Origin of the sequence: Streptomyces sp. NPDC092045 (assembly GCF_044756005.1) — a bacterium.
Taxonomy (GTDB): Bacteria; Actinomycetota; Actinomycetes; order Streptomycetales; family Streptomycetaceae; genus Streptomyces.
Genome location: NZ_JBIVSC010000005.1, coordinates 446,367 through 468,911, shown reverse-complemented (window position 1 = coordinate 468,911; position 22,545 = coordinate 446,367). Strand labels below are relative to the sequence as shown.

The following is a 22,545-nucleotide window of genomic DNA, read 5'->3' as shown; positions in this document are numbered from 1 at the left end:
AACCGCGTCTCATGAGCCCGCGCGAGGTTTCACGGCGTTGTCAGTGGGCCAGTGCAGTATCGGGGGTGGGAGGTGGGGCCGGTGTTCGACTGTGACGTGCTGGTGATCGGCGGCGGGATCGTCGGTCTGTCGACGGCGTACGCGCTGACGCGCGCCGCCCCCGGCACCCGGGTCACGGTCCTGGAGAAGGAGCACGCCCTCGCGCGCCACCAGACCGGGCGCAACAGCGGGGTGATCCACAGCGGCATCTACTACCGGCCGGGCTCCCTCAAGGCGCGGTTCGCGGTCGAGGGCGCGGCCGAGATGGTCAAGTTCTGCGCGGAGTGGGGCATTCCGTACGAGGTGACGGGGAAGCTCGTCGTCGCCACCGCGCGCGAGGAGCTGCCCCGGCTGCACGCGCTCGTGCAGCGCGGCCGGGAGAACGGCATCCCGGTGCGGGAGCTGGGCCCGGCACAGATCAGCGAGTACGAGCCGCGGGTGCGGGGGCTCGCCGCGATCCACGTCGGCACGACCGGGATCTGCGACTACGGGGCGGTGGCGGAGCGGCTCGCCGAGGCGTCCGGGGCGCGGATCCTGTACGGCGCGGAGGCGGCCGTGATCGACCGGCGGCCCTGGGGGGTCGCCGTGCGGACGGCCGACGGGCGGGTGGTCCGGGCGCGGGTCCTGGTGAACTGCGCCGGGCTGTACTGCGACCGGATCGCACGCCTCGCCGGCGACGACCCGGGGATGCGGATCGTCCCCTTCCGGGGTGAGTACTACGAGCTGGCGGACCCGTCGCTGGTGCGGGGCCTGGTCTATCCGGTGCCGGACCCGGCGTTCCCGTTCCTCGGGGTGCACCTGACGCGGGGCGTCGACGGCGGGGTCCACATCGGGCCGAACGCGGTGCCGGCCCTCGCCCGCGAGGGGTACGGCTGGTCCGTCGTCCGCCCGCGCGAGCTGGGCGCCACCCTGGCCTGGCCCGGCTCGTGGGCCATCGCCCGGGAGCACTGGCGGTACGGGGCGGGCGAGCTGCACCGCTCGGTCTCCAAGCGGGCCTTCACGGAGGCGGTGCGGCGGCTCCTCCCCGTCGTGGAGGAGTCCGACCTGCGCCGGGCCGCGCCGGGGGTCCGGGCGCAGGCGGTGCTGCGGGACGGGACGCTCGTCGACGACTTCCTGATCCGCGAGGCGGCGCGCACGGTCCACGTCCTGAACGCGCCCTCGCCCGCGGCGACGGCCTCGCTGCCGATCGGGCGTGAGGTGGCGGGGCGGGCGCTGGCGCTCCTGTAGCCGCCGTACGCGTCGTACCCGCCGTACGCGTCGTACCCGTCGCGCGCGTCCGTCGGTACGCCCCCGGACGCGTCCGTCCGTACGCACGGCTGTCGACGTCCCGTACACACCGGCGGCCGATGCCCCGTACACACCGGTGGCCGTGCGAAGTCCGCCGCCCGCCGGTCCAGGCGCACGCGGGCGACCCGCGCGTGCCCGCCCCCACCCGTAGAATCGTGCGCATTGTGTCTGAGCAGCCTGAGAACAGCCCGCGTCCCGTCGCCGACCCCGCCCCCCAGCCCGTCGCGCGGCGGGGCAGTCGGATGTTCGCTCCCGGAGAGGGGCCCCTGCCCGATCCCGCCGGCTCGCACCACGAGCGGCGGATCCGGAGCTTCCAGCCGCGCCGCAGCCGGGTGACCGCCGGGCAGGCCGAGGCGATGCTGAAGCGGTGGCCCGACTGGGGCCTCGACATCGACGGCAAGCGGGTCCTGGACCTGGAGGAGATGTTCGACGGGCTCCCGGTCGTCCTGGAGATCGGCTTCGGGATGGGCGAGGCGACCGCGCAGATGGCGGCCGCCGACCCCGGCACCGGCATCCTCGCCGTGGACGTGCACACCCCCGGCCAGGGCAACCTGCTCGGGCTCGCCGACCGGAACGGCCTCACCAACGTCCGCGTGGCCAACGGCGACGCGATCATCCTGCTCCGCGAGATGCTGGCCGGCGACTCCCTCGACGGCTGCCGGGTGTACTTCCCCGACCCGTGGCCCAAGGCCCGCCACCACAAGCGGCGGCTGATCCAGCCCGAGTTCCTCGGCCTCCTCGCGACCCGTCTCAAGCCCGGTGCCGTGCTGCACTGCGCCACCGACTGGGAGGAGTACGCCGAGCAGATGCTGGAGGTGCTCACCGCGCACCCGGACTTCGAGAACACACAGGCCGACGGCGGCTACGCGCCCCGCCCCGGCTTCCGGCCCCTCACCCGCTTCGAGGGCCAGGGGCTCGACAAGGGGCACGTCGTCCACGACCTCCTCTTCCGGAGGAAGTGAGACGTCCCCTCCCGGAGGAAGCGGGGGAAGCGCGGAAGCGGAGGGAACGCGGGAAGCGGAGGGAACGCGGGCGGCGCGTAAGTGCGTCGCCCCTGTCCGTGCCGGTCGTTAGGGTCGCTCACGTGTCGAACCCCGCCCCCGCCGCAGCCGGACCCGGTCACGGACCCGGGTCCGAAGCCGTTCCCGTCCCCCACCGGGACACCGAGGAACCGGCCTTCCCCGCCGCCGCCGACCGGTCCCAATGGCGCTACCGGCCGCGCCGGGCCTTCTGGCGCAGCCGGCTGGTCCGGGCGATATGCCTGGTCACCGTGCTCGCGATCTGCGCCCTGGTCATCCTGGCGATGGTCCGCGAGCAGACGGGCACGCAGGGCTTCCTCGTCGGCCTGGCCCTCGCCGTGCTCCCCGTACCGCTGCTCATGGCGGCGTTCCGCTGGCTCGACCGGGTCGATCCGGGGCCGTGGAAGAACCTGCTCTTCGCCTTCGCGTGGGGCGCCTTCGCCGCCGCGCTCGTCGCGATCCTGGCGAACTCCTTCGCGGTCCGCTGGATCGCCACCGCCACCGCCGACCCGGACTCCGCCGACCACCTCGGCGCCACCGTGATCGCCCCCGTGGTGGAGGAGAGCGCCAAGGCCGCCGCGATCCTGCTGCTCTTCCTCTTCCGCCGCCGGCACTTCGGCGGGCTCGTCGACGGGGTGGTGTTCGCCGGCTTCACCGCGACCGGCTTCGCCTTCACCGAGAACATCCTCTACCTCGGCAACGCCTTCGGCGAGGACCAGGAGGTCGGCGCCACCGGCATCGGCATGGTGACCGCCGGGACCTTCTTCGTGCGGGTCGTGATGTCGCCGTTCGCGCACCCGCTGTTCACCGTGCTCACCGGCCTCGGCTTCGGCTTCGCCGCGCTCGCCCCGCGCGGGAAGCGGCTGCGGAAGGTGCTGCTGCCGCTCGCCGGACTGCTGCTCGCCATGGGCATGCACGCCGCCTGGAACGGCTCGGCCACCCTCGGCGGCCCCTGGGCCTTCTACGCGGTGTACGGGGCGCTCATGATGCCGGCCTTCGGCCTGCTGACCTGGCTCGCGGTGTGGAGCCGGCAGCGGGAGCTGCGCACGGTCTCCGGCGAGCTCCCGGCGTACGCGGCGGCCGGCTGGCTCTCCCCCGACGAGCCGCTCGCGCTCTCCTCCATGCGGGCCCGCGAGCTCGCCCGCTCCTACGCCGCCCGGACGTACGGCAAGCGGGGCGCGCGGACCGTCGGCGAGTACGAGACCTTCGCGACGACCCTGGCGTTCCTGCGGGACCGGGCCCGGCGCGGCACCGCCGGGCCCGACTTCGCGGCCCGCGAGCAGGAACTCCTTCACCACCTGTGGCAGCGCAGGGCGGTCGCCTCGCCCGCGCTGACGTACGCGGCCCGGGCGACGGGCCGGGCGTGGACGCCGCCGCAGTACCTGGACTACGGCGGCTACAACCCGTACCGCGGTTAGGCCCCGGCCGTCCGGCGGACCGGACCCCGGCGCGCGGTCGGCCCCGGCGCGCGGTCGGTTCCGGCGCGCGGTCGGTTCCGGCGCGCGGTCGGTTCCGGCGCGCGGTCAGTCCTGGATCGCGGTCAGTCCTGGATCGCCGAGGCCTCGGTCAGGAGCTTCAGCTCCTCCTCCGTGAGCTCCAGGTCGGCGGAGGCGACCAGGGCCGGGAGCTGCTCGACCGTACGGGCCGAGGCGATCGGCGCGACGACCGTCGGACGGGAGGCGAGCCAGGCGAGGGCGACGGTGGCGGGCTCGGCGCCGTGCGCCCCGGCGACCGCGTCGAGCGCGGAGAGCACGGCCCGGCCCCGCTCGGTGTCGAGGTGCTTGCCGGCCCCGGCGGCGCGGGCGCTGTCGACGGCGGTGCCGGGGCGGTACTTGCCGGTGAGGAAGCCGGAGGCGAGGCCGTAGTACGGGACGGCGGCGAGCCCCGTCCGCTCGGCGGTCTCCAGGAGCGGGCCCTCGTAGGTGTCGCGGGAGACCAGGTTGTAGTGCGGCTGGAGGGCGACGTAGCGGGCGAGGCCCTCGGCCTCGGCGAAGTCGAGGGAGGCCCGGAGCCGCTCCGGGGAGATGTTGGAGGCGGCGACGGCCCGCACCTTGCCCTCCTTCACGAGCTGGTCGAGGGCGGTGACGATCTCCTCGACGGGGACGGACTCGTCGTCGAAGTGGGTGTAGTACAGGTCGATGCGGTCGGTGCCGAGGCGGCGCAGGGACTCCTCGGCGGCGGCCTTGATCGTGGGGGCGGAGAGCCCCTTGAACCGGGGGTGGGCGCCGGCCTTGGTGGCGACCACGACGTCGTCGCGGTTGCCGCGGGAGGCGAGCCAGCGGCCGATGACGGTCTCGGACTCGCCGCCCTCGTTGCCCTCGGCCCAGGCCGAATAGACGTCGGCGGAGTCGACGAAGTTGCCGCCGGCGGCGGTGTAGGCGTCGAGGACGGCGAAGGACTGCGCCTCGTCGGCGGTCCAGCCGAAGACGTTGCCGCCGAGGGCGAGCGGGAAGACGTGCAGGTCGGACGTGCCCAGCGTACGGAGAGAGGTCATGGGGTGATCAACGGTCTCCGCCGCCGGGCCTATTCCGCGCGGGCCCGGGCAGGGCCCCGGGATGGCCCGGGGAGGGCCCGGGGAGGGCCCGGGGGTCAGACCGTCAGGCCCTTGGAGCGCAGCCAGGCCGCCGGGTCGACGCCGTCGCCGCCGCCGGGGTGGATCTCCAGGTGGAGGTGGGCGCCGGAGACGTTGCCGGTGGCGCCGACGCGGCCGATCGTCTCGCCGGTGCCGACGGTCTGGCCGGCGCTGACCGTCATGGAGGAGAGGTGGCAGTACCAGATCTCGGTGCCGTCCTCCAGCTCCAGGACGATCCGGTAGCCGTAGGAGCCGGACCAGCCCGCCGACTTGACGGTGGCCCCGTGGACCGCCTTGAGCGGGGTGCCGGTGGGGGCCGCGAAGTCGAGGCCGGTGTGGTAGCCGGAGGACCACATCGAGCCGGACTGCATGTAGGTGGCGGTGAGGGAGTACGAGGAGAGGGGCATCGAGTAGCTGGCGGCGAGCTTGGCGAGGCGCTCGGCCTCGGCCTTCGCCCTGGCTTCCGCCTCCGCCTTGGCCTTGGCCTCCGCCTCGGCCTTCGCCTTCGCCTCGGCGGCCGCCTTCTCCGCCGCGTCGGCCTTGGCCTGCGCCTCGGCCGCGGCCTTCTCGGCCGCCGCCTTCTCCGCCGCGGCCTTCTCGGCGGCGTCGGCGGAGGCCTGCTGCTGCTCGGCCTGCTGGAGGATGCGGGCGCGCAGGGCCTCGCCCGCGTCGGCGGCGCCCGGGGCGTCCGCCGTCGACAGGCTCGCCCGCGTGACCTGCCCGGTCCGCGCGGTCCGCTCGTCGGCCTCGGTGGTGTACGCGGCGGAGGTCAGCGGGTTCGGGTTGGCGCGGTCCGCGGGGACCGTCTCCCGCTCCTCCGCGCCGGGCAGGAGGGCGCCGACGCCGGGGAGGTCGTGGGCGTCGGGCAGGTTGAGGTCGGGAAGGTCCGGGAGCGATATCGCCACCGGCGGCTTGTCCTGCGCGGTGGCGAGACCGCCCGCGCCCACGGCCGCGATGACGCCGACGCCGAGGACGGTGGAGGAACGGGCGAAGTTGGAGCGCTGCTTGACGACCCGGTGCCGGCCGCCGGAGCGGCCCTGGGCGCGGAGGGAGTCCTCGGTGGGGTTCCACTCGGTGTTCGGGACGGAGGGAGCCGCACCGCCGCCGAAGGCATCGAAGGGGGCTTCGGGGGCAGGGGTGTTGGACGCCACGGAGGCGCGCTCCTTTCCTTCCTTCTCGCCTACCGGGTTAGCTGACGGGTTCGGAGCAGGAAGGTCTCCTACGGGCCGGCCGCACGAGTGCGAAGGGCTCGATTCACCCCAAATGGTGGTTCCCCGGTTCCCTTTCGGGATTCGGCGCGTGCGCACGGTGCCGTCTCTTGCGACGGCTGGGACGACCGCGCTGCGTTATCGAACGTTAATAGACAGGGGGTCCCGATTCCAAGCCGTCCCCCGTGATCGTTCATTCAATCGGTAGGGATTCGCCCCGGTTGATGCCCCTTCAGTGAGGCGGATCTCCCGAACGGCAAAACCTCCGCAATCTGACGGTACGTCAATTGTTATCACAGGGAGACCTCTCGACTACCCCTGGTGACGGGGCCGCCGGGTCCTGCCGGACGGTTCGGTGCCGGGGGCGCCGGGGCCTACCGGACGGTTCGGCGCCGGGGGCCGTCCGGCGGTTCAGTGCCGGGGCCTGGTCGGCGGTTCAGTGCCGGGGGCCGCCCCGGGGTTCAGTACCGGAGCCCGCCCGGGGGTTCAGTGCCGGGGCCCGCTCGGCGGTTCAGCGCCGGGGGCCGCCCGGCGGCACCACCGGCATCGTCCGGCGCCGCTCCGGCTGCCCCGCCGTCGGGCGGTTCAGCGCGAGCAGCGCCATGTCGTCCGTCGCCCCGCCGCCCGTGTGGAGCCGTACGTCGTCCACGAGCGCGTCGAGCATCTCCTCGGGCCCGGGGAAGATCCGCCCGGCCAGCCGCTCCGCCGGGTCGTAGAAGACGCCCTGCGCGTTCCGCGCCTCCGAGAGGCCGTCGGTGTAGAAGAGCAGCGTCGTGCCCGGCGGGTACGGGCGCGCCTCGGCCCGGTCCGGCCACGATGCGAGGTCCCCCATGCCGAGCGGCAGCGCCGGCCGGCTCGGGTCGACCGGCTCGACCCGCCCGTCCCCGTGCAGCATCAGCGGGGACGGGTGCCCCCGGTTGACGACCCGTACGAAACCGTCGAAGGTGCCGGTGCCGTCGGAGCGCGGGATCTCGGCCAGCACGGCGGTGGTGAACCCCTCGACGGCGTCGAGGCTGTCCCGGCGGGTGCCCTCCCGGTCCAGTGCCCGTTCGAGCCGCTGCGCCACGCCCTCCAGGGTCCGCTCCTGCTCGGCCGCCTCCCGGAAGGCCCCGATGACGACGGCGACGGCCTCGACCGCGTCCATGCCCTTGCCCCGCACGTCCCCGACCACGAGCCGCACCCCGTGCGGGGTGTCCTGCACGGCGAACAGGTCGCCGCCGATGAACGCGTCCGCCTGCGCCGCCTCGTAACGGGCCGCGCACCGCAGCCCGCCGATCCGCTCGGCGGGCGTCGGCAGCACCGCCTTCTGCGCGGTCTCCGCGATGACCCGCGCCGAGGCGAGCCGTTCACCGCTGCGGCGCACCACCCGGTTGATGAGGAGCGCGAGCACGGAGACCGTGAACACGGTCAGGGTCTCGGCGACGGCCGGGGCGCGGGTGACGTCGTCGCTGAAGAGGTAGAGGCCGACGGAGGCGAGGACGGCGGCGATCCCGGTGAGGAGGGTGACGAGCAGGGAGAAGAAGGGCGCGGCGACCAGCGGGGCGGCGGCGAGCATCGGGGAGGCGGTGTACGGGGCGGGCGTCGCCACGTCGAAGAGGATGCCGCCCACGATGATCAGCGGCGGCAGCGCGCGGATGAATCGCCGGGCGCCCCGGTACCCGGGACGGCCCTCACCGCCCCGCCGCCCGCCTCCCGCCGCTCCTAGGGGGTGCCCCACCTGTTCTCTCCTGCCCGGTCCGCCCGGCCGCGGCCCCGCACCGCTCCCTTCCAGGGTGGCCGCCGCCCCGCCGGACGGCGACTCCGCACGGCCGACCGGTGTACGGCGTGCGGCCGATGGGGGCGCGAGTCTGGGCGCGGGCCCGGGCAGGGGCTGGGGGCGGGCAGGGGCCGGGCGTGGGCCCGGGCACGAAAGCCACCGGGGCCACCGGGGCCACCGGGGCCACCGGGGCCACCGGGGCCACCAAAGCCGCCCAGGGCGGCCAGGGCGGCCAGGGCGGCCAGGGTCGCCGGAAAAGCCCGTCCGGTCACATGTTCCGCTCGGCATAGACCGCCATCGCGTCCCGGACGAGGACCGCGGTGCCCTCGCCGTGCTTGTCGTAGTTCTTGGTGAAGCGGGGGTCGTCAACGTACATCCGGCCGAGGCCGATCACGTACTCCTTGGTCGGCGTCGTCGTGGTCGACAGCCACGCGATCTGGCGCCGCGCGATGGCCTGCACCTCGTCGCTGTCGGCGGCCAGGCCGTCCCGCGCCGCCTTCCCGAAGTCGCGGGCGATGCCGGCCTGCTCCTCGACGAAGGCCCGTCTCTGCTCCTCGTCCAGCGAGCGCCACCACCGGTCGCCCTGCTCGTACGCCTCGCGGCCCCAGCGATGGGTGACCTCCTCCTCGTACCGCGTGTGGTCGAAGCCGTCGAACATCTCGTCCGCCATGAGTTCCTCTCCGTTCTCGGTCTTGTGGAGGGTGGTCCGCACCGACGCGATCCGGCGTCCGATGCGCTCGCGCTCCTGTTCCAGGAGGGCGAGGTGGGTGCGCAGGGCGGCGGACGTGTCCCGCTGGCCCGCGAGGACCTCGGCGATGGCGGGCAGCGAGAGCCCCAGCTCGCGCAGCAGCAGGATCCGCTGCAACCGCACGAGCGCCGCCTCGTCGTAGTACCGGTAACCGTTCGCGCCGATCCGGCTCGGCTCCAGCAGTCCGCGCTCCCCGTAGTGCCGGAGGGTGCGGCTGGTGGTGCCGGCCTTCTTGGCGATCTCCTGGATCGACCACTCCATGTCGAGAACGCTAGATCTTGACGTTGCGTCAAGGTCAACCGAAGGGGTGCGCGCGGGTGAGGGGGCGAGCGGAAGCCGGACCGGAAACGACGAAGGCCCGGATCCAAAGAGGATCCGGGCCTTCGTGCCACTGAGTAGCGGGGACAGGATTTGAACCTGCGACCTCTGGGTTATGAGCCCAGCGAGCTACCGAGCTGCTCCACCCCGCGTCGGTAAACACGACTGTACGGCATGACCGGGGCGATCCTGAAATCGGTTTACGTCAGCAGCCGCAGTCGCCGGTTCCGACCGGGGCCGTCAGGGGGTCCGCGGCCCTCTCCGCGGGCCCCTCCCAGGTCTCGTACGCGAAGCCCTCCCGCACCCAGTACTCGAAGCCGCCGAGCATCTCCTTGACCTGGAAGCCCCGCTCCGCGAGGGCGAGCGCGGCGCGGGTGGCGCCGTTGCAGCCGGGGCCCCAGCAGTACGTGACGACCGGCACGGACCGGTCGAGCAGCTCCTCGGCCCGCTCGGGGACCAGCGCGGTCGGCAGGTGGACGGCTCCGGGCACGTGCCCCTGGTCCCAGGCGGCCGTGGACCGGGTGTCGACCAGGACGAAGCCGGGGTCGGTGCCGTCGGCCGCGGAGGCGGCGAGGACCGAGGCCACGTCGGAGACGTCGGCGTGGAAGGCGAGGCTCGCGGAGAAGTACGCGGCAGCGGCGGTGGGAGAGGCCGGCGGGGTGCGGAGTACCGGGTTGACCTGCGGTGTCGTCGTCATGGTGATCAAATTAGATGCGGAGGGCACCGGGCTGAAGTGAGGAACCACGGCGGTCACGGCCCTCGGCCGGGGATTCCCGGGCGTTCGGCGTGGGAAGCCGGGGATCTCACGCACCGGGCTCCCGGACCGCTCCTCCCTGTCACACGGACGGCATCCGATCCGTCATGGAGTCATGACGGGACGCGAAGGGGAAGACCGACCGTTGAACACGGGCAGGGACGCGGGCACGAACGCGGACATGGGCGCGGGCAGGAGCACAGGCACGGGCACGAACGCGAGCACAGGCACAGGCACGAACGCGGGCGCGGGCACAGGCACGGGCGCGGGCACAGGTACGAACGCGGGCGCGGGCACAGGCACGGGCGCGGGCACGAACGCGGGCACGGGCGCGGAGGGTGACAAGGACGTGAACGGGAACGGGGACGGGGACAGAGGCACGCACGGTGACGAGGAACTCCTGGCCCGGCGCTTCGACGCCGACCGGGGGCACCTGCGGGCGGTGGCGTACCGGATGCTGGGCTCGCTGAGCGAGGCCGAGGACGCCGTCCAGGAGGCCTGGCTCAAGCTCAGCCGCGCCGACGTCGGCGAGGTGCGGAACCTCAGCGCCTGGCTGACCACGGTCGTCGGCCGCGTCTGCCTGGACATGCTGCGCTCGCGCGGCTCGCGCCGCGAGTCCCCGCTGGAGCACCACGTCCCCGACCCCGTGATCCGCGTCGGGGACGCCGCCGGCGCCGCCGAGGCCACCGACCCGGAGCGCGCGGCCGAACTCGGCGAGTCCGTCGGCCTCGCCCTCCTCGTCGTCCTGGAGGCACTGTCGCCGGCCGAACGGCTCGCGTTCGTCCTGCACGACATGTTCGCCGTCTCCTTCGACGAGATCGCGGAGGTCGTGGACCGCAGCCCGGCCGCGACCCGCCAGCTCGCCAGCCGCGCCCGCCGCCGGGTGCGGGACGCCTCCCCCGGCCCCGCTCCGGACGCGCGCCGGCGCCGGGAGGTCGCCGACGCCTTCCTCACCGCCGCGAACGGCGGCGACTTCGAGGGCCTGCTCGCGGTCCTCGACCCGGACGTGGTGCTGCGCGCGGACGGAGGCCGGCTCATGCCCTCGGTCTCCAAGCTGGTGCGGGGCGCCGAGACCGTCGTCGCGCAGGCCCTCGCGTACTCCAGGTTCCGGAAGGCGACGCTGTGGGTCGTGGCCAACGGCGATCCCGCGGTCCTCTCCGTCGTCGACGGACACCCGACCGCGCTCATGGTGTTCACGGTCGCCGGGAACCGGATCGTCGAGCTGCACATCCTGGCGGACCCGGAACGCCTCGCGACGCTCGGCCTCACGGAGGAGGAACTGTCCCGGGCGGAGTACTGACCCTCCCGGCCGGCCCCCCCTGGCGCCTCCCGACCTCCGGCCCCCTGACGCCTCCTGGCCTCCGACCTCCCCGGTGGCTCCCCGGCCCCTCCGGCCGCTACCCCCGCCTGCGGGCGAGGGAGGCGCCGACCGTCAGGGAGACGGCGGCGCTGGCGACACCGAGGACGGCGCCCGCGGCGACGTCGCCCGGGTAGTGCACACCGGTGTGGACCCGGGAGTACCCCACCGTCGACGCCAGGATCCCGAGGGGCACGGCGGCGGCGGGCAGCACCACTCCCACGGCGGTGGCGAAGGCGACCGCCGACGCGGTGTGCCCCGAGGGGAACGAGGCCGAGTCGGGCATGGGCACGTGCCGCCCCGCCACCACCCGGGCCGCCTCCCGGTCCGGCCTGGGTCTGCGGACGAGCCGCTTGCCCAGCAGGTTCGCCGTGGCCGAGGCCACCGCGATCGCCCCGACCCCGGCCAGCGCGGCCCGGCGCGGGCGGCCCGGGAAGAGGCCGAGCACGGCCGCGACGGAGAGGGAGATCTTGGAGTGGTCGGCCGTCCTGGAGAGCCGGCGGAGGGCCGTGTCCAGGGTGGGCGTGGGCGTGGCGGCCACGGCGGCGTACACGGCGCCGTCGACGGCGCGCAGGTCGTGCAGGACCGCCTCGGCGGTCATGGTGGGCGTGTCGTGGGTCATGCGCCGCTCCTCGGAGGTCGGTGGTGCGGGTGGGTGTGGAAGGCGAGTTCGGTGATGCGCCGCCAGTCGAGGGGCGGTCGCGGGGGCGTGGTGCCCGGCCGGTCGCGGGGCACGAGCACCCGCAGGGCGCGCGGCCGGAGGGTGCAGACGACCGGGGTGGGCAGGGTCAGGGCCTCGCCGTCGACGGCGACGGAGATGGGACCGTCTCCGCTGTCACAGGTGACCTCGACCCTACGGGCCGTCAGGATGCTCAGGGCGGCCGCCTGGGACCCCCGTACCGCCAGCTCGGCGGCCTGCATCGCCCCCTCCACCCGGACGCCGATCACGCCGAGCTCGCCCCCGTCGAGACGGGGTCTGCGGGCGGGGTCGGCGCTGAGCGGATCGGGCGTGGCGTACGGGTTGTTGCTGACCAGGAGCGCCTGCTGCGCGTCGACCGGGGTGCCGTCGGCGACCGCGTCGACACGGTCGCCGTCACCGCCCTGGAGCAGGTCGGGCAGGGCGTCGAGGGCGGTGCCGGCCTTCGCGTCGCGGTACTCGGGGTGCTGGACCACGTCCGCGTAGACCCCGAAGGAGACGGTGTTGACGAAGGCGCGGCCGGAGACCGTGCCGAGGTCGACGCGGAGCTCCTCGCCGTCGGTCAGGGCGTTCAGACAGGTCGACGGGTCGGTGCGGTCGAGGCCGAGGTCCAGGGCGAAGTGGTTGCGGGTGCCGGCCGAGATGACGAGGAACGGCAGGTCGTGGTCGGCGGCCACGGCGGCGACCAGCGCCTGCGTGCCGTCTCCGCCGGCCACGCCGAGCAGGTCGGCGCCCTCGGCCACGGCCCGCTCGGCGAGTGCGGTGACGTCGGTGTCGGCGGACGGGTCGAGGAGGATCACCCGGGCGCCCAGCCTCTCGGCCCGCTCGACCAGCCCGAACTGCTCGACCTTTCCGCCGCCGGACTTCGGGTTCATGATCAGGACGGGCTTCCGGGGCCGGGCCGCGGGCTCGCCCCGCATCACCTCGGCCCCGTCCTGCTCCGGGCGGCGCAGGGCGGACCGGGCGCAGAACAGGGCCACGCCCCAGAGCGCGAGGGCCACGAGGGCGTTCAGCCAGACGCCTCCGACGACGTACAGGGTGAGGACCGCGGCGGGCGCGGCCACCGCAAGCAGCGCGCCGAGCGCCCTCAGCGGCCCCCGGTGGGCGAGGAACCACCAGATGCCCACGGCCGACAGGGCGAGCCCCGCGAGCCCGCTCACCAGGATCAGGGCACCGCCGCCGCCCAGCGCCGTCAGCAGCACCAGGACCGCGGCCACCGCCACGAACAGCGCACAGCGCGCCAGCCGTCGGGCCGCCTTCGTCGGACCACCGGTTCCGCTCGCCGTCACCGTCCCCACCTCCACATTCCGTCTCCACCCTTCCCCACGCCCCGACGCCACGCGCCCCGGACGAAGCCGTTCGGCGCAAGGCCTCCCGGAAACGGCCTCCGCCGATCGCCGGGCCGCCTTCCCTCCCGTGCCCCGCGGCTTTCCTACCCCACTGCGGAGAAGGAACCCGAAAAGTCCGGGGAATCAGGGAAGACACAGGGGTACCCGGAGGGCCTGGGGGCTCCGGCCCCCCAGAGAACCCGGAACTCCCGAAGAATCGGAACCCGACCACGGAAGTCCGGGCCCCCGGGCGTCCGGCCGTCCCGGACCCACCCAGTACCCCGGCACCCCCGGCACTCCAGGAAGAGGACAACCCCATGCGCATCGTCATCAGCGAGTTCATCAGCCTCGACGGCGTCGTCCAGGCACCGGGCGGCCCGGAGGAGGACACCGACGGCGGTTTCGCCCACGGGGGCTGGTCGCACCCCTTCTTCGACCCGGAGGTGGTGGGCGGCGCGTTCGCCGAGGCTACGGAGCGGGCGGACGCGCTGCTCTTCGGCCGCCGCACCTGGCGGGCGATGGCGGCCGCCTGGCCGGAGCGGGCCGGCGACCCCTTCGCCGACCACCTGAACGCGCTCCCCAAGTACGTCGTCTCGGACACCCTCGGCGAGGCCGACCTCGGCTGGCACAACACCCGGCTCATCCACGGCGACAAGGCCGTGGACCGCCTCCGCGAACTCCACGAGGCCCCGGGCGAGGACCTCCTCGTCCTGGGCAGCGCCACCCTCGTCCGTACGCTCCTGGCCGAGGACCTGGTCGACGAACTCCGCCTGGTCGTCATGCCGGTGCTCCTCGGCGGCGGAAAGTCGATCTTCCCCGCGGACGGCGTCCTGCGCACCCTCGAACCTGTCTCCACCACCACCAGCCCCCACGGCGCGAACGTCTGCGTCTACCGCCGCCCGGAGAACCGCCACCCGAAGAACGACTGACCCGGAACCCGCCACCCGAAGAACCGCCGACCGGAAACGCCGAAGCGCCCCGCCGGTCGAAACCGGTCGGGGCACTTCTCGGCGGACCGGGGAGAACCCTCCCCGCCTTTCGGTAGGCCGTGTGGGACTCGAACCCACAACCAACGGATTAAAAGTCCTGGTCAGGACCAGGTGACTGATGTCGGCCGATGTTGCTCCGTCCGGAACGGCCTGGTCGGACGGGCTGCCCGGTGCCGCGCGATCCGGACGGAACCGGGCTGTGCCGGAGCGTCCGCTCACGCATCAAGCCGACGCTCTGTGCCAGCACGGCTCCGGTCACGGCTTCACTTCACACTCTGAACGGCTCCGTCAGGACGCGCCGTCCTGACCTGCCTTCCCCTACTTAACCACCCGACAGATGGGACACCGAAAGGCAGTGTCCCGGCGTCGCTTTCGTGTCATCTGACGATAATTTTCGCGCGACACCCGCTCAGGACGATCTATGATCGCTGGTCATGGTCGTATACAGGAGCCAAACTCGTACCGATACGTCACCGAAACGAGCCGCAGAGCCACATGCGGAGTTCCTCCAGAGGGTCGCCGGTCCATTCTGGGACCAAGTCAGAGATGTGATCAACGAGTGGTCTCTTCACTTCCCGGTACATGCCCACAAAAGCCTGCGCAGTCGGCTACTGGACGGGAATTCAGATACCAACGTTTACTCTGCACTGTGGGAACTTTATCTACACGAGATGCTACTCGGATCCGGTTGCACCGTGGAAATCGAGAATCAAATAGGAACTCGCGGCAAGAACCCCGATTTCCTAGTTTCCCTCAACGGCGAAAAATTCGTTGTTGAGGCAATCTGGACGGCCCAGCGTCTGGGTGATTCCGCATCTGGTTCACTCCCGCCTCAAATATCCGATGCTATTGACGGCGTTCCGAGTCCAAACTTTTTCGTTGCATGCGAGATTGATAGGACAGGATCGGCAGCACCATCACAGAAGCGACTCAAGGCCGGACTGACTCGGTGGCTCGCAAGTCTGGATCCCGACCAAGTCATTGCTTCGTACAAGCAGAAGGTACCGCTGCCCAGGCACACCTGGCAGGAAGCTGGCTGGTGCCTCGTGTTCAAGGCAATTCCCCGCAGTCCAGGTAAGCGAGGCGATCCAACGAGCAGGACGATGGGCATCCATCCCGCCATAGACCTCAACGACGAATCGAATCAGGTTTTTGATGCGGTAAAGAGGAAGGGCGGGAAGTATGGAGACCTGGCGCTGCCATTTATCGTGGCGGTTGGAAACGCGGCCGTGTTTCCTAGCGATGAGGAAACTGAGACTGCATTGTTCGGGAGCTCGGTCGAGTATGCGCAGGACACCTCATCGGATTTCGGCAGAATGTCTGATGGCTACTGGCCCGCCACTCGCGATCACCCTCACAGTCGGGTCAGCGGCGTGCTCATTGTCGATAACCCGGCACCCTGGACCTGGGCGAGAAACACACCAGTCCTGTGGCATAGCCCCCACCCCAAGTCGCTTCCGACCCCCGTTCTCTCTACATGGGCAACTGCACAACTGGTCGGCGCCCGGGTCGAGCGCCGACCAGCGGCCTTCCCAGTCCATACTGCTCTCGGCCTGTCCGAATGTTGGCCGGTCGGCGATGCCTTCCCCTCAACGTCAACGAAGTAAGACCATGTTGATTGTTATCGCGCGTAGAAATGGCCTCGCAAGAGAAGGGTCTCGCGCTAAGCTCCCATCTCACTGAGGAAGGGATGCCGTATGGGCGCCTTGCTCGCCAGTAAGGTGACTGCCTCAGCACCGCCTCCCACCACGACGGTAAGCAACCAGCGAAGTCAAGCGCCGCCTCCGCCAGGCGTCCAATCCGAGCTGATGGGGCTCTGGCCAAGCCCGACCCGGAGATCTACCGGGTCACTCTCGACCTCATCGGTGTGCCGGCCGAGCGGTGCGTCTTCGTGGACGATCACGCGATGAACCTGCCGCCGGCCGCCGAACTGGGCATCACCACCGTCCACGCGACGGACGAGGACACGGCCGTGGCCGAGCTGGAGACACTTCTCGGCGTGACGGCGGCGCTCGTCACGTGAGTCCAACTGCGGCCTGATCAAAGGCTGACAGCTCGGTTCGTCGGGGGAGTGATCCAATCGCTTCGTCTTCCTTCTTTACGAGGGAACGCTGGCAAGCCAGACGGCGACGCCGCCGTGATGTGAGCAGGTGCCCCGCCGGTGCGCGGAGTAGCTGTACGTACCGTCGTGGCATTGGGCGGTGGCGCCCGCGGGCGCCTGCGGCGAGTCATCCGAGGTCGCGGAAGAGCCGGAGTCGCTCTCCGGTGAGGATGTGCTGCCCGTTGACGAGCTGGAGCTGCTGCTCGACGAGTCGTCGCTGGAGGCATCTCCGGTGTCGGTACCGGTGGAGGAACTCGCCTCGTCGGAGCCGTCCCAGATGCCGGGGTCCTCTGCACCGGAAGTGGCGGAGGAATCATCCGTGACGGGTTCCTCGCTGCTGCCGATCCCTGTGGGGTCGTCGCAGGTCTCGCCCTCGCTGGACTTGACGGTGTCGAACGTCAGCGTGGCGTCGGCGCTCATGGTCGTGCCGGCGGCAGGCGCCTGGGCGCAGACCGTCCAGTTGCGGTCCAGGAGCTGCTGGCGGCCCAGGCCGCTCACGTCTGTCGAGTCCAGGTGGTAAATGCCGCCGGCCTGCGCCGAGTCCTGCGCTGTCTGGAGGTCCATGCCGACGAAGTCGCCGACCTCGAGGGGCGTCGCCTTGTCGTCGTACGCGGATGACGAGGTCGAAGAAGAAGCGGACGACGAGTCGTTGTCGTCATTGATCAGGGCACTGCATCCGCCGACCACGAGAAGCGCGGCCAGCATGATGCCGCAGCCGATTCGGGTGTTCTTCTTGTCCTCCGCCGTCGGCTGAGGTCTCTGGTTCTGGGCCACCTACGGGTTCCCCCTTGCTAGGAATCGCGCGTTCCCTCCGCGCGCATAGCCCTGCTCCGGCCGTGAGCCGACACCCCTGTACAGCGGGGAGCAGGAGCTGTCAGGGCGACGACTTTAGCCACGTATGGCCACCTAGGTGACCGTTCAACGAAATCAAGGGGAATGGAGAGTGGCCCTGCCGCTGCCGCCTCCGTCTGTTTCAGGAACACATGCCGGTGGCCGAGCCCTCGTAAGGCTCGGCCACGGGCGTGATGCGGTCGGGTTGTCAGGCCGCAGCCGCCTCCCTCCCCCTGCGCGTCCGCCGGTAGAAGATCTCCTCGAAGGTGGCGCGGGCGCCCGTGGGGTCGATGTAGTGCATGGCCAGGAGGGCGGCGATGACGGCGCCGACGAGGTCGTTCTGGACCTCGGGCCAGGCGTGGTCGTCGCCGCAGGTGGTGAGGCCCTTCAGGCCGTGGAGGGCGTGCATGGCCTCGCCGGCCTCCTCGGCGACCTTGCCGACCTGGAGGCTCTTGAGTTCCTCGTCGGGCAGGTGGGCGCCGGCCGTTCGGCAGACGGCGGAGAGCTTCTCGATGTCGTCCCACAGGGTGTCCACGGCGGACCTCCGGTCGATGGTCGATAGGTCGGTTATCGCTGGGCGGGGCGTCCGAGCTGGCGTACGGTCCATCCGGCCATGCGCCAGGCGTCGGCGTCGATGAGGTTGCGGAGGTCGACGAGGACCGGGTCCGCGACCAGGGAGGCGAGGGCCTTGGGGTCGGCCTCGCGGAAGTGGGGCCACTCGGTGGCCAGGACGATCAGCTCGGCGTCCCGGACGGAGTCGTCGAGGGTGTCGGCGTAGTCGAGTTCGGGATTGCGGCGCAGCGCGGTGTGCACGGCATGCGGGTCGTGGACGGTGACGGTGGCGCCGCGCTGGTGCATCAGGGCGGCCACCGCCAGGGCGGGCGATTCGCGGACGTCGTCGGTGCCGGCCTTGAAGGAGGCGCCCCAGACGGTGACGCGGACGCCGTCGACCGGCCGTCCGAGGGTCTGCTCGATGAGCTTCAGGGCGGCGGCGGGACGGGATTCGTTGACCTCTTCGGCGGCCCGCAGGAGGGTCGCCGCCTCGGTGGCGCCGAGGGTGCGGGCGGAGGCGGTGAAGGCGCGGACGTCCTTGGGGAGGCAGCCGCCGCCGTAGCCGGGTCCGGCGTTCAGGCCGCCGCGGCCGATGCGCGGGTCGAGGCCGATGGCCTCGGTGAGCTGCTGGACGTCGGCTCCGGCCGCGGCGCACATGTCGGCGACGCCGTTGATGAAGGAGATCTTCATGCCGAGGTAGGCGTTGGCGGCGCCCTTGATGAGTTCGGCGGTGGCGGGGTCGGTGACGAACAGCGGGATGCCGTTGGCCAGGAGCGGCGCGTAGACCTCGCGTACGGCGTCCTCCGCGCGGGGCGAAGGGACGCCGACGACGATCCGGTCGGGCCGCAGCGTGTCGTCGATGGCGTGGCCCTCGCGCAGGAACTCGGGGTTCCAGACGACCTCCACCTCCTCGCCGGCCGGGGAGAGCCGGGCGAGGAGGGCGGCGAGGTCGCGGGTGGTGCCGACGGTGACCGTGGACTTGCCGATGATGACGGTCGGGCGGGTCAGGTGCGGGGCGAGGGCGCGGGCGGCGCCGAAGACCTGGCCGGTGTCGTAGCTCCGTCCGTCGGCGTCGATCGGGGTGCCCACGGCGAGGAAGTGGACGTCGGCGAACTCGGCGGCCTCGGCCAGCCTTGTGGTGAAGCGCAGCCGCCCGGAGGCGGTGTGGGCGGCGAGGAGTTCGGGCAGCCCCTCCTCGTAGATGGGACTCTCACCGGCGTTGAGACGGTCGATCCTCGCCTGGTCCAGGTCCACGCCGATGACCTCGTGGCCGATCTCGGCCATAGCAGCGGCGTGCGGGATGCCCAGGTGGCCGCAGCCGATGACGGATACGCGCATGGGGCCGACGCTCCTTTCCCTGTTCTCGCCCACCCGGGGAGTCCGGGCCGGCCGGGTGCGTCACGCTAGCGCCCGCATCCGGCGCAGCCCTCTTCGTGCAGGTGGATCAACCGGTCTGCTGCTTGAGGAGGTTGACGAGCGCGGGCAGCGCCTCGGCGGCGGTCGCCCGGCACACCAGGTCACCGTCCTGGGGCCCTTCCAGCGGGTACGGCAGGAACGCGCCGTCGTGCCAGAACCCCTCCGGGTCCAGGTAGACGACCTTCATGCCGCGCTCGCGGGCACGGGCCTGGACCCTGCGCCGGTCGGCGTGCAGGCCGACCACCAGAAGGGCCTTGGCGTCGTTGACCCACTCCACGTCGGGCACGGCCTGGTCGTAGCGGCGCATGAAGCACTCGTCGAGCCCGGCACGGGCGGCCAGGACGTCGAAGTTGTGGGTGATGACCGGCCCGACGAGGTGACCGGCGTCCTTCAGTTCCTTCAGCGCCCACAGGGCCGGGGTCGGCTCGGCCAGGAAGCAGGCGCGGAACATCTCCACGAACTCCGCCGTCTTCTCCTCCGGCTCGGTCAGCACCTCGTGCAGCAGGGCGTCCGCGGCCGGGGAGAGGGTGAAGCGGTGCTCGCGCGGCTCGTGCCCCTGCCGGTCGGTGACCCGGTAGATCTCGTGGAGCCGGTGCAGGGGCGGGATGCCGGCCTCGACCGACGTGCCGCAGCCGATCTCCACCTGGAACGGCCGCAGGTCCGCGAGCACGGACAGGTCCGGTATCCGCGTGGCCGTCCCCGGCCGGTCCTTGACCCGGATCCCGGTGGACAGCACGTTCCAGGGGAGCTGCCGCACCGAGGGCGGGGGCGCGTACGCGGCGGAGGTGATCCGTACGTCGAGCGTCCGGTATCCGCCCGGGAGCGCGCGTCCGGCGGCGGCGTCCTGCGGGTGGACGTCGTGCTCGGTGATCCGGCACCTCAGGTCCCGCCGTGTCCAGAGGGCTCCGCCCGGCGCCGTCTTCCAGCCGCCGACGGCGAGCGAGGCCCACAGGGCGTCGTGGTGGGCGGTGATCTCCCCGGCCGGGGCGGACGCGGAGTGGTAGAGGTACAGGTCGGTCAGGCCGATCGCCGGGGCGGCGGTCGTCGGCACCAGGCCGTACCGGTACCGGTAGTGGATGATCCGCCGCCGGGCGTCCCCGGAGCCCGCCCAGCCGGACTGGCCGGCGGTGGCCTTCTCCTGGGTGCGGCGCCAGATGCCCTCCTCGACGTAGCGGGGACGGTCGGCGTCGCCGAAGTACGCCTTCCAAATCTGCTGCTGATCGGGGTCGAGCTGGTCGACGACGATGTACGGGATGTCCACGAACCCTCCCTGGGGAATCACGCGTGGATGTTCCAGGACCGTGCGAGAGGTACGAGCCGCCCCACCCCCGGCAGCCGAAGCCACGGGGGCCGCATGGGAGCGGGGCGGTTTCCTGCGCGCCGCCCGGACGGGAGGGCGGCGTGGAGGGCTCCGGCGGCCGGGCACGGGGAGGCAGCTCGGGCGCCGGAGCGGTCTCAGTGGCCGAAGGCGCGTCTCAGCGGCTGGGGACGAGGTGAGGCAGGCTCGCGTCCGGAGCCGCGACGGCGGGCCGGTGGCTCATGTCGCCGACGAGCTGGACGGCCTGGTCGCGAAGGGCCCAGGCCGGCCCCACCAGACCGGCGAGGGCCAGAAACACGAGCGCGAACCGGTCGCTGCGGTCATGCCGTACGAGGGTGGCAGACCGCGCCTGACGGCGACGGGTCCCGCTCACGAGGTGCCGCCCAGGGCGTTCTCGTGCGTGTCGAGGAGGCGGCTGGTCTGCGCGTACAGCCGCTCCAGCTCCACCGAGGTGAGGACGAGGGCCGCCTCGCAGGTCGAGCCGTCCTCGAAGTGGAACTCGACGGGCACCGAGCCCTGGCGGGCGCGCGGGTCGTAGATCGCGTCCCGGCCGGGCATCAGCGTCGCGTGGGTGGCTCGCGCCGGTACCGGGCGCAGCGTCGTGCCGTCCGCCGGCGCGGTCCAGGCGGGCCCACCGCCGGGCGGACGCAGGTGGTAGGTCGTGGTGGAGCCCTCGCCCGGCAGCGCGACGACGACGCCGACACGGCCGTCCCGGGCGGTGTCGGCGGCAAGGTCTCCGAGCTGAGGGAGGAAGGGAGCCGCTGTCCCTAACTCGGCTCCCTGCGAGGGAAGATGGGGAAGAAGTCGTCCGGTCATGCTCCGAAGGTAAGGACGGGAGAACCCCTGAATATGAGCCGGAGGAATACGACCCCTGTCCGCCTCCGGTCCGCCCCTATCCGTCCAGGTGGAAGCGGTCGGACATGCGCCGAAGCTTCTCGCGCGTGGCGGATCGCTCGGCGTAGACGATGCCGCGGAGCGTCGAACGGGCGATGGGGTGGTTCCGTACGAGCTGGGGCGCGATCCGCTCGGCCCGCTCCAGCTCGCCGAGGGCCTTGTCCCGGTTGCCGTCCCACAGCCACGCGCGCGCGATGTCCATGTGGTGGTGACCCTGGCGGGAGTGGGGCAGCGCCCCGACCAGCTCGGGGCTGGTGCGGCGGTTAATCTCAAGAGCCTTGCCCTGCTCGCCCATCTCCAGGGCGACGCTGATCGCGTGGATCTGCACGTTCCCGGCGGAGAACGTCAGCGAGTGCCGGTCGTACACCGGCGCCCCGGCGTACGTGTCCATCCGCTCGGCGGCGTCCTTCGCGTACCCGATCCGGTCCTCCGCCTCCGAGGCGCGTCCGGCGCGGGCGGCCGAGACCGCCGCCCGGAGCTGGAGGGTCCCCCAGGCCCGTACGGCCAGCGGATCGCCTTGCTCGTACGCCTGCTGCACCGACCCGATCGCCTTGTCCGAAAGCGTCAGCGCGTCCGCCCAGTCGGCCGTGGCCCACATGTCCCACACTCGCATCCAGTCCGCGACCGCCGGCAGCACCGGGTCCCCGGAAAGGCGGGCCGACCACGCGGCCCGCTCGCAGGCCATCGCCACCAGCTCGGGGTGGCCGAGGGAGTGGGCGGCGGTGTGGGCGAACTTGCAGCACACCGCGTAGATCGCGTACGCCTCCTCCCGCCCGTGCCCCTCCGACACCTCCGCCAGAGCCCGGGCCTCGCGGAACAGGTCGGGCAGGATGCGGAGGATCGCTACATTGGAGGCGGTGTCCCGCAGCCGGTGCAGCCGCGTCACCTCCCGCCACAACTGCGGCGCCGGCCGGGGCGTGCCGTCGAAGACGGGGGCGAGGTCGTAGCGGCGCAGCTCGCGCAGGATCGAGGAGGCGGCGACCTGCCACTGGTTGTCGTCCGGGGAGCTGCTGTACGGGCGCCCGATCAGGTCGTTCGGATGGACGTGCAGCTCGGCGGCCACCTGGTTGAGCAGCCCGACCCGGTCCAGCTCGATCAGGCCCCGCTCCATCTTCGACACCCAGCCCTGCGACTTCCCCAGGGCCGTCGCCAGGTCGGCCTGCGGCATCCCGAGCCGCAGCCTCGCCCTGCGAACGCGCCGACCGATCTCCTCGGCTTCCTCCAGCATCAGGACACCTCCCCAACCGTCGGACGTCCGTGCGGGGTGCGCCGGTCTGTCCGTGCAGAGTTCGTCATCAGCACGGTACCGAGGACACTGCGTGCGCGTGGGAGAGTTGCCGAGCCGACGGTCCTGCGCGGCG

General features: G+C 72.3%; 20 protein-coding genes, 1 tRNA gene, 1 pseudogene and 1 riboswitch. Of the genes and pseudogenes, 7 read left to right on the top strand and 15 right to left on the bottom strand.

Annotation, left to right across the window (positions count from 1 at the left end):
- The first annotated feature begins 81 nt into the window (after positions 1-81).
- From lhgO to ACIQKA_RS17970, 3 genes are all read left to right on the top strand, one after another.
- Positions 82-1,266 carry an L-2-hydroxyglutarate oxidase gene (gene lhgO / locus ACIQKA_RS17980; protein ID WP_390109630.1) on the top strand — a complete coding sequence of 395 codons (1,185 nt, stop codon included), beginning with the start codon at positions 82-84 and terminating at the stop codon, positions 1,264-1,266.
- 302 nt (positions 1,267-1,568) lie between these two features.
- Positions 1,569-2,288, top strand: a complete 720-nt coding sequence (gene trmB, locus ACIQKA_RS17975) for a tRNA (guanosine(46)-N7)-methyltransferase TrmB (protein ID WP_383149523.1) — start codon at positions 1,569-1,571, stop codon at positions 2,286-2,288.
- A gap of 122 nt (positions 2,289-2,410) precedes the next feature.
- Positions 2,411-3,763 (top strand): PrsW family intramembrane metalloprotease, encoded by a 1,353-nt coding sequence (locus tag ACIQKA_RS17970; RefSeq protein ID WP_390109632.1) that lies wholly within the window; start codon positions 2,411-2,413, stop codon positions 3,761-3,763.
- 122 nt (positions 3,764-3,885) lie between these two features.
- On the opposite strand, the gene ACIQKA_RS17965 is transcribed toward ACIQKA_RS17970, so the two are convergent.
- The 6 genes from ACIQKA_RS17965 to ACIQKA_RS17940 all read right to left on the bottom strand — a co-directional run bounded on the left by ACIQKA_RS17965 (position 3,886) and on the right by ACIQKA_RS17940 (position 9,644).
- Entirely contained in the window at positions 3,886-4,839 is a 954-nt protein-coding gene (locus ACIQKA_RS17965; RefSeq protein ID WP_383441345.1) for an aldo/keto reductase, read from the bottom strand.
- A 95-nt stretch (positions 4,840-4,934) separates the two neighbouring features.
- The gene (locus ACIQKA_RS17960; protein WP_383149244.1) at positions 4,935-6,068 is read right to left on the bottom strand and encodes a M23 family metallopeptidase; all 1,134 of its coding nucleotides are present in this window, start codon (positions 6,066-6,068) and stop codon (positions 4,935-4,937) included.
- A gap of 11 nt (positions 6,069-6,079) precedes the next feature.
- Positions 6,080-6,225, bottom strand: a riboswitch (cyclic di-AMP (ydaO/yuaA leader).
- Between the two features lie 411 nt (positions 6,226-6,636).
- Positions 6,637-7,842, bottom strand: coding sequence for a SpoIIE family protein phosphatase (locus tag ACIQKA_RS17955; RefSeq protein WP_391095238.1), 1,206 nt, complete (start codon positions 7,840-7,842; stop codon positions 6,637-6,639).
- 307 nt (positions 7,843-8,149) lie between these two features.
- Positions 8,150-8,890 (bottom strand): MerR family transcriptional regulator, encoded by a 741-nt coding sequence (locus ACIQKA_RS17950; RefSeq protein WP_383149248.1) that lies wholly within the window; start codon positions 8,888-8,890, stop codon positions 8,150-8,152.
- Between the two features lie 135 nt (positions 8,891-9,025).
- A tRNA-Met gene (locus tag ACIQKA_RS17945) sits at positions 9,026-9,099 on the bottom strand.
- A gap of 53 nt (positions 9,100-9,152) precedes the next feature.
- Entirely contained in the window at positions 9,153-9,644 is a 492-nt protein-coding gene (locus ACIQKA_RS17940; RefSeq protein WP_402541472.1) for a rhodanese-like domain-containing protein, read from the bottom strand.
- A gap of 406 nt (positions 9,645-10,050) precedes the next feature.
- On the opposite strand from ACIQKA_RS17940, the gene ACIQKA_RS17935 reads away from it, so the two are divergent.
- Entirely contained in the window at positions 10,051-11,001 is a 951-nt protein-coding gene (locus ACIQKA_RS17935) for a sigma-70 family RNA polymerase sigma factor (protein WP_402541471.1), read from the top strand.
- 97 nt (positions 11,002-11,098) lie between these two features.
- Here the strand turns inward: ACIQKA_RS17935 and ACIQKA_RS17930 are convergent, their stop codons facing one another.
- Both ACIQKA_RS17930 and ACIQKA_RS17925 read right to left on the bottom strand, forming a co-directional pair.
- Positions 11,099-11,680, bottom strand: coding sequence for a phosphatase PAP2 family protein (locus ACIQKA_RS17930; RefSeq protein WP_366373054.1), 582 nt, complete (start codon positions 11,678-11,680; stop codon positions 11,099-11,101).
- Positions 11,677-13,053 (bottom strand): diacylglycerol/lipid kinase family protein, encoded by a 1,377-nt coding sequence (locus tag ACIQKA_RS17925; protein ID WP_383149525.1) that lies wholly within the window; start codon positions 13,051-13,053, stop codon positions 11,677-11,679. The genes ACIQKA_RS17930 and ACIQKA_RS17925 overlap by 4 nt, the downstream gene beginning before the upstream one ends.
- A 347-nt stretch (positions 13,054-13,400) precedes the next feature.
- Here ACIQKA_RS17925 and ACIQKA_RS17920 point away from each other — a divergent pair, with 347 nt between their 5' ends.
- The 3 genes and pseudogenes from ACIQKA_RS17920 to ACIQKA_RS17910 form a co-directional block, all read left to right on the top strand.
- On the top strand, positions 13,401-14,012 hold the full coding sequence (locus ACIQKA_RS17920) for a dihydrofolate reductase family protein (RefSeq protein WP_383436844.1): 612 nt from the start codon (positions 13,401-13,403) through the stop codon (positions 14,010-14,012).
- Between the two features lie 755 nt (positions 14,013-14,767).
- Positions 14,768-15,679 (top strand): hypothetical protein, encoded by a 912-nt coding sequence (locus ACIQKA_RS17915; RefSeq protein WP_402541469.1) that lies wholly within the window; start codon positions 14,768-14,770, stop codon positions 15,677-15,679.
- 209 nt (positions 15,680-15,888) lie between these two features.
- Positions 15,889-16,095 (top strand): annotated as a pseudogene (locus tag ACIQKA_RS17910) (HAD-IA family hydrolase); the annotation flags it as partial.
- A 75-nt stretch (positions 16,096-16,170) separates the two neighbouring features.
- Here the strand turns inward: ACIQKA_RS17910 and ACIQKA_RS17905 are convergent.
- The 7 genes from ACIQKA_RS17905 to ACIQKA_RS17875 all read right to left on the bottom strand — a co-directional run bounded on the left by ACIQKA_RS17905 (position 16,171) and on the right by ACIQKA_RS17875 (position 22,412).
- Positions 16,171-16,947: a DUF3761 domain-containing protein gene (locus tag ACIQKA_RS17905; protein WP_402541467.1), complete on the bottom strand. Its 777-nt coding sequence runs from the start codon at positions 16,945-16,947 to the stop codon at positions 16,171-16,173.
- Between the two features lie 265 nt (positions 16,948-17,212).
- Positions 17,213-17,539, bottom strand: a complete 327-nt coding sequence (locus ACIQKA_RS17900) for a MazG-like family protein (RefSeq protein WP_391095246.1) — start codon at positions 17,537-17,539, stop codon at positions 17,213-17,215.
- Between the two features lie 32 nt (positions 17,540-17,571).
- A complete protein-coding gene (locus ACIQKA_RS17895; RefSeq protein ID WP_391095248.1) occupies positions 17,572-18,894 on the bottom strand; it encodes a nucleotide sugar dehydrogenase in 1,323 nt (440 codons plus the stop codon).
- A 106-nt stretch (positions 18,895-19,000) separates the two neighbouring features.
- Positions 19,001-20,233, bottom strand: coding sequence for a hypothetical protein (locus ACIQKA_RS17890; RefSeq protein WP_402541493.1), 1,233 nt, complete (start codon positions 20,231-20,233; stop codon positions 19,001-19,003).
- A 214-nt stretch (positions 20,234-20,447) separates the two neighbouring features.
- The gene (locus ACIQKA_RS17885) at positions 20,448-20,663 is read right to left on the bottom strand and encodes a hypothetical protein (RefSeq protein WP_391095250.1); all 216 of its coding nucleotides are present in this window, start codon (positions 20,661-20,663) and stop codon (positions 20,448-20,450) included.
- Complete coding sequence (locus tag ACIQKA_RS17880; protein ID WP_391095252.1) at positions 20,660-21,106, bottom strand: hypothetical protein; 447 nt, start codon at positions 21,104-21,106, stop codon at positions 20,660-20,662. The genes ACIQKA_RS17885 and ACIQKA_RS17880 overlap by 4 nt, the downstream gene beginning before the upstream one ends.
- A gap of 76 nt (positions 21,107-21,182) precedes the next feature.
- Complete coding sequence (locus ACIQKA_RS17875; protein WP_391095253.1) at positions 21,183-22,412, bottom strand: helix-turn-helix domain-containing protein; 1,230 nt, start codon at positions 22,410-22,412, stop codon at positions 21,183-21,185.
- Between the last annotated feature and the right edge of the window lie 133 nt (positions 22,413-22,545).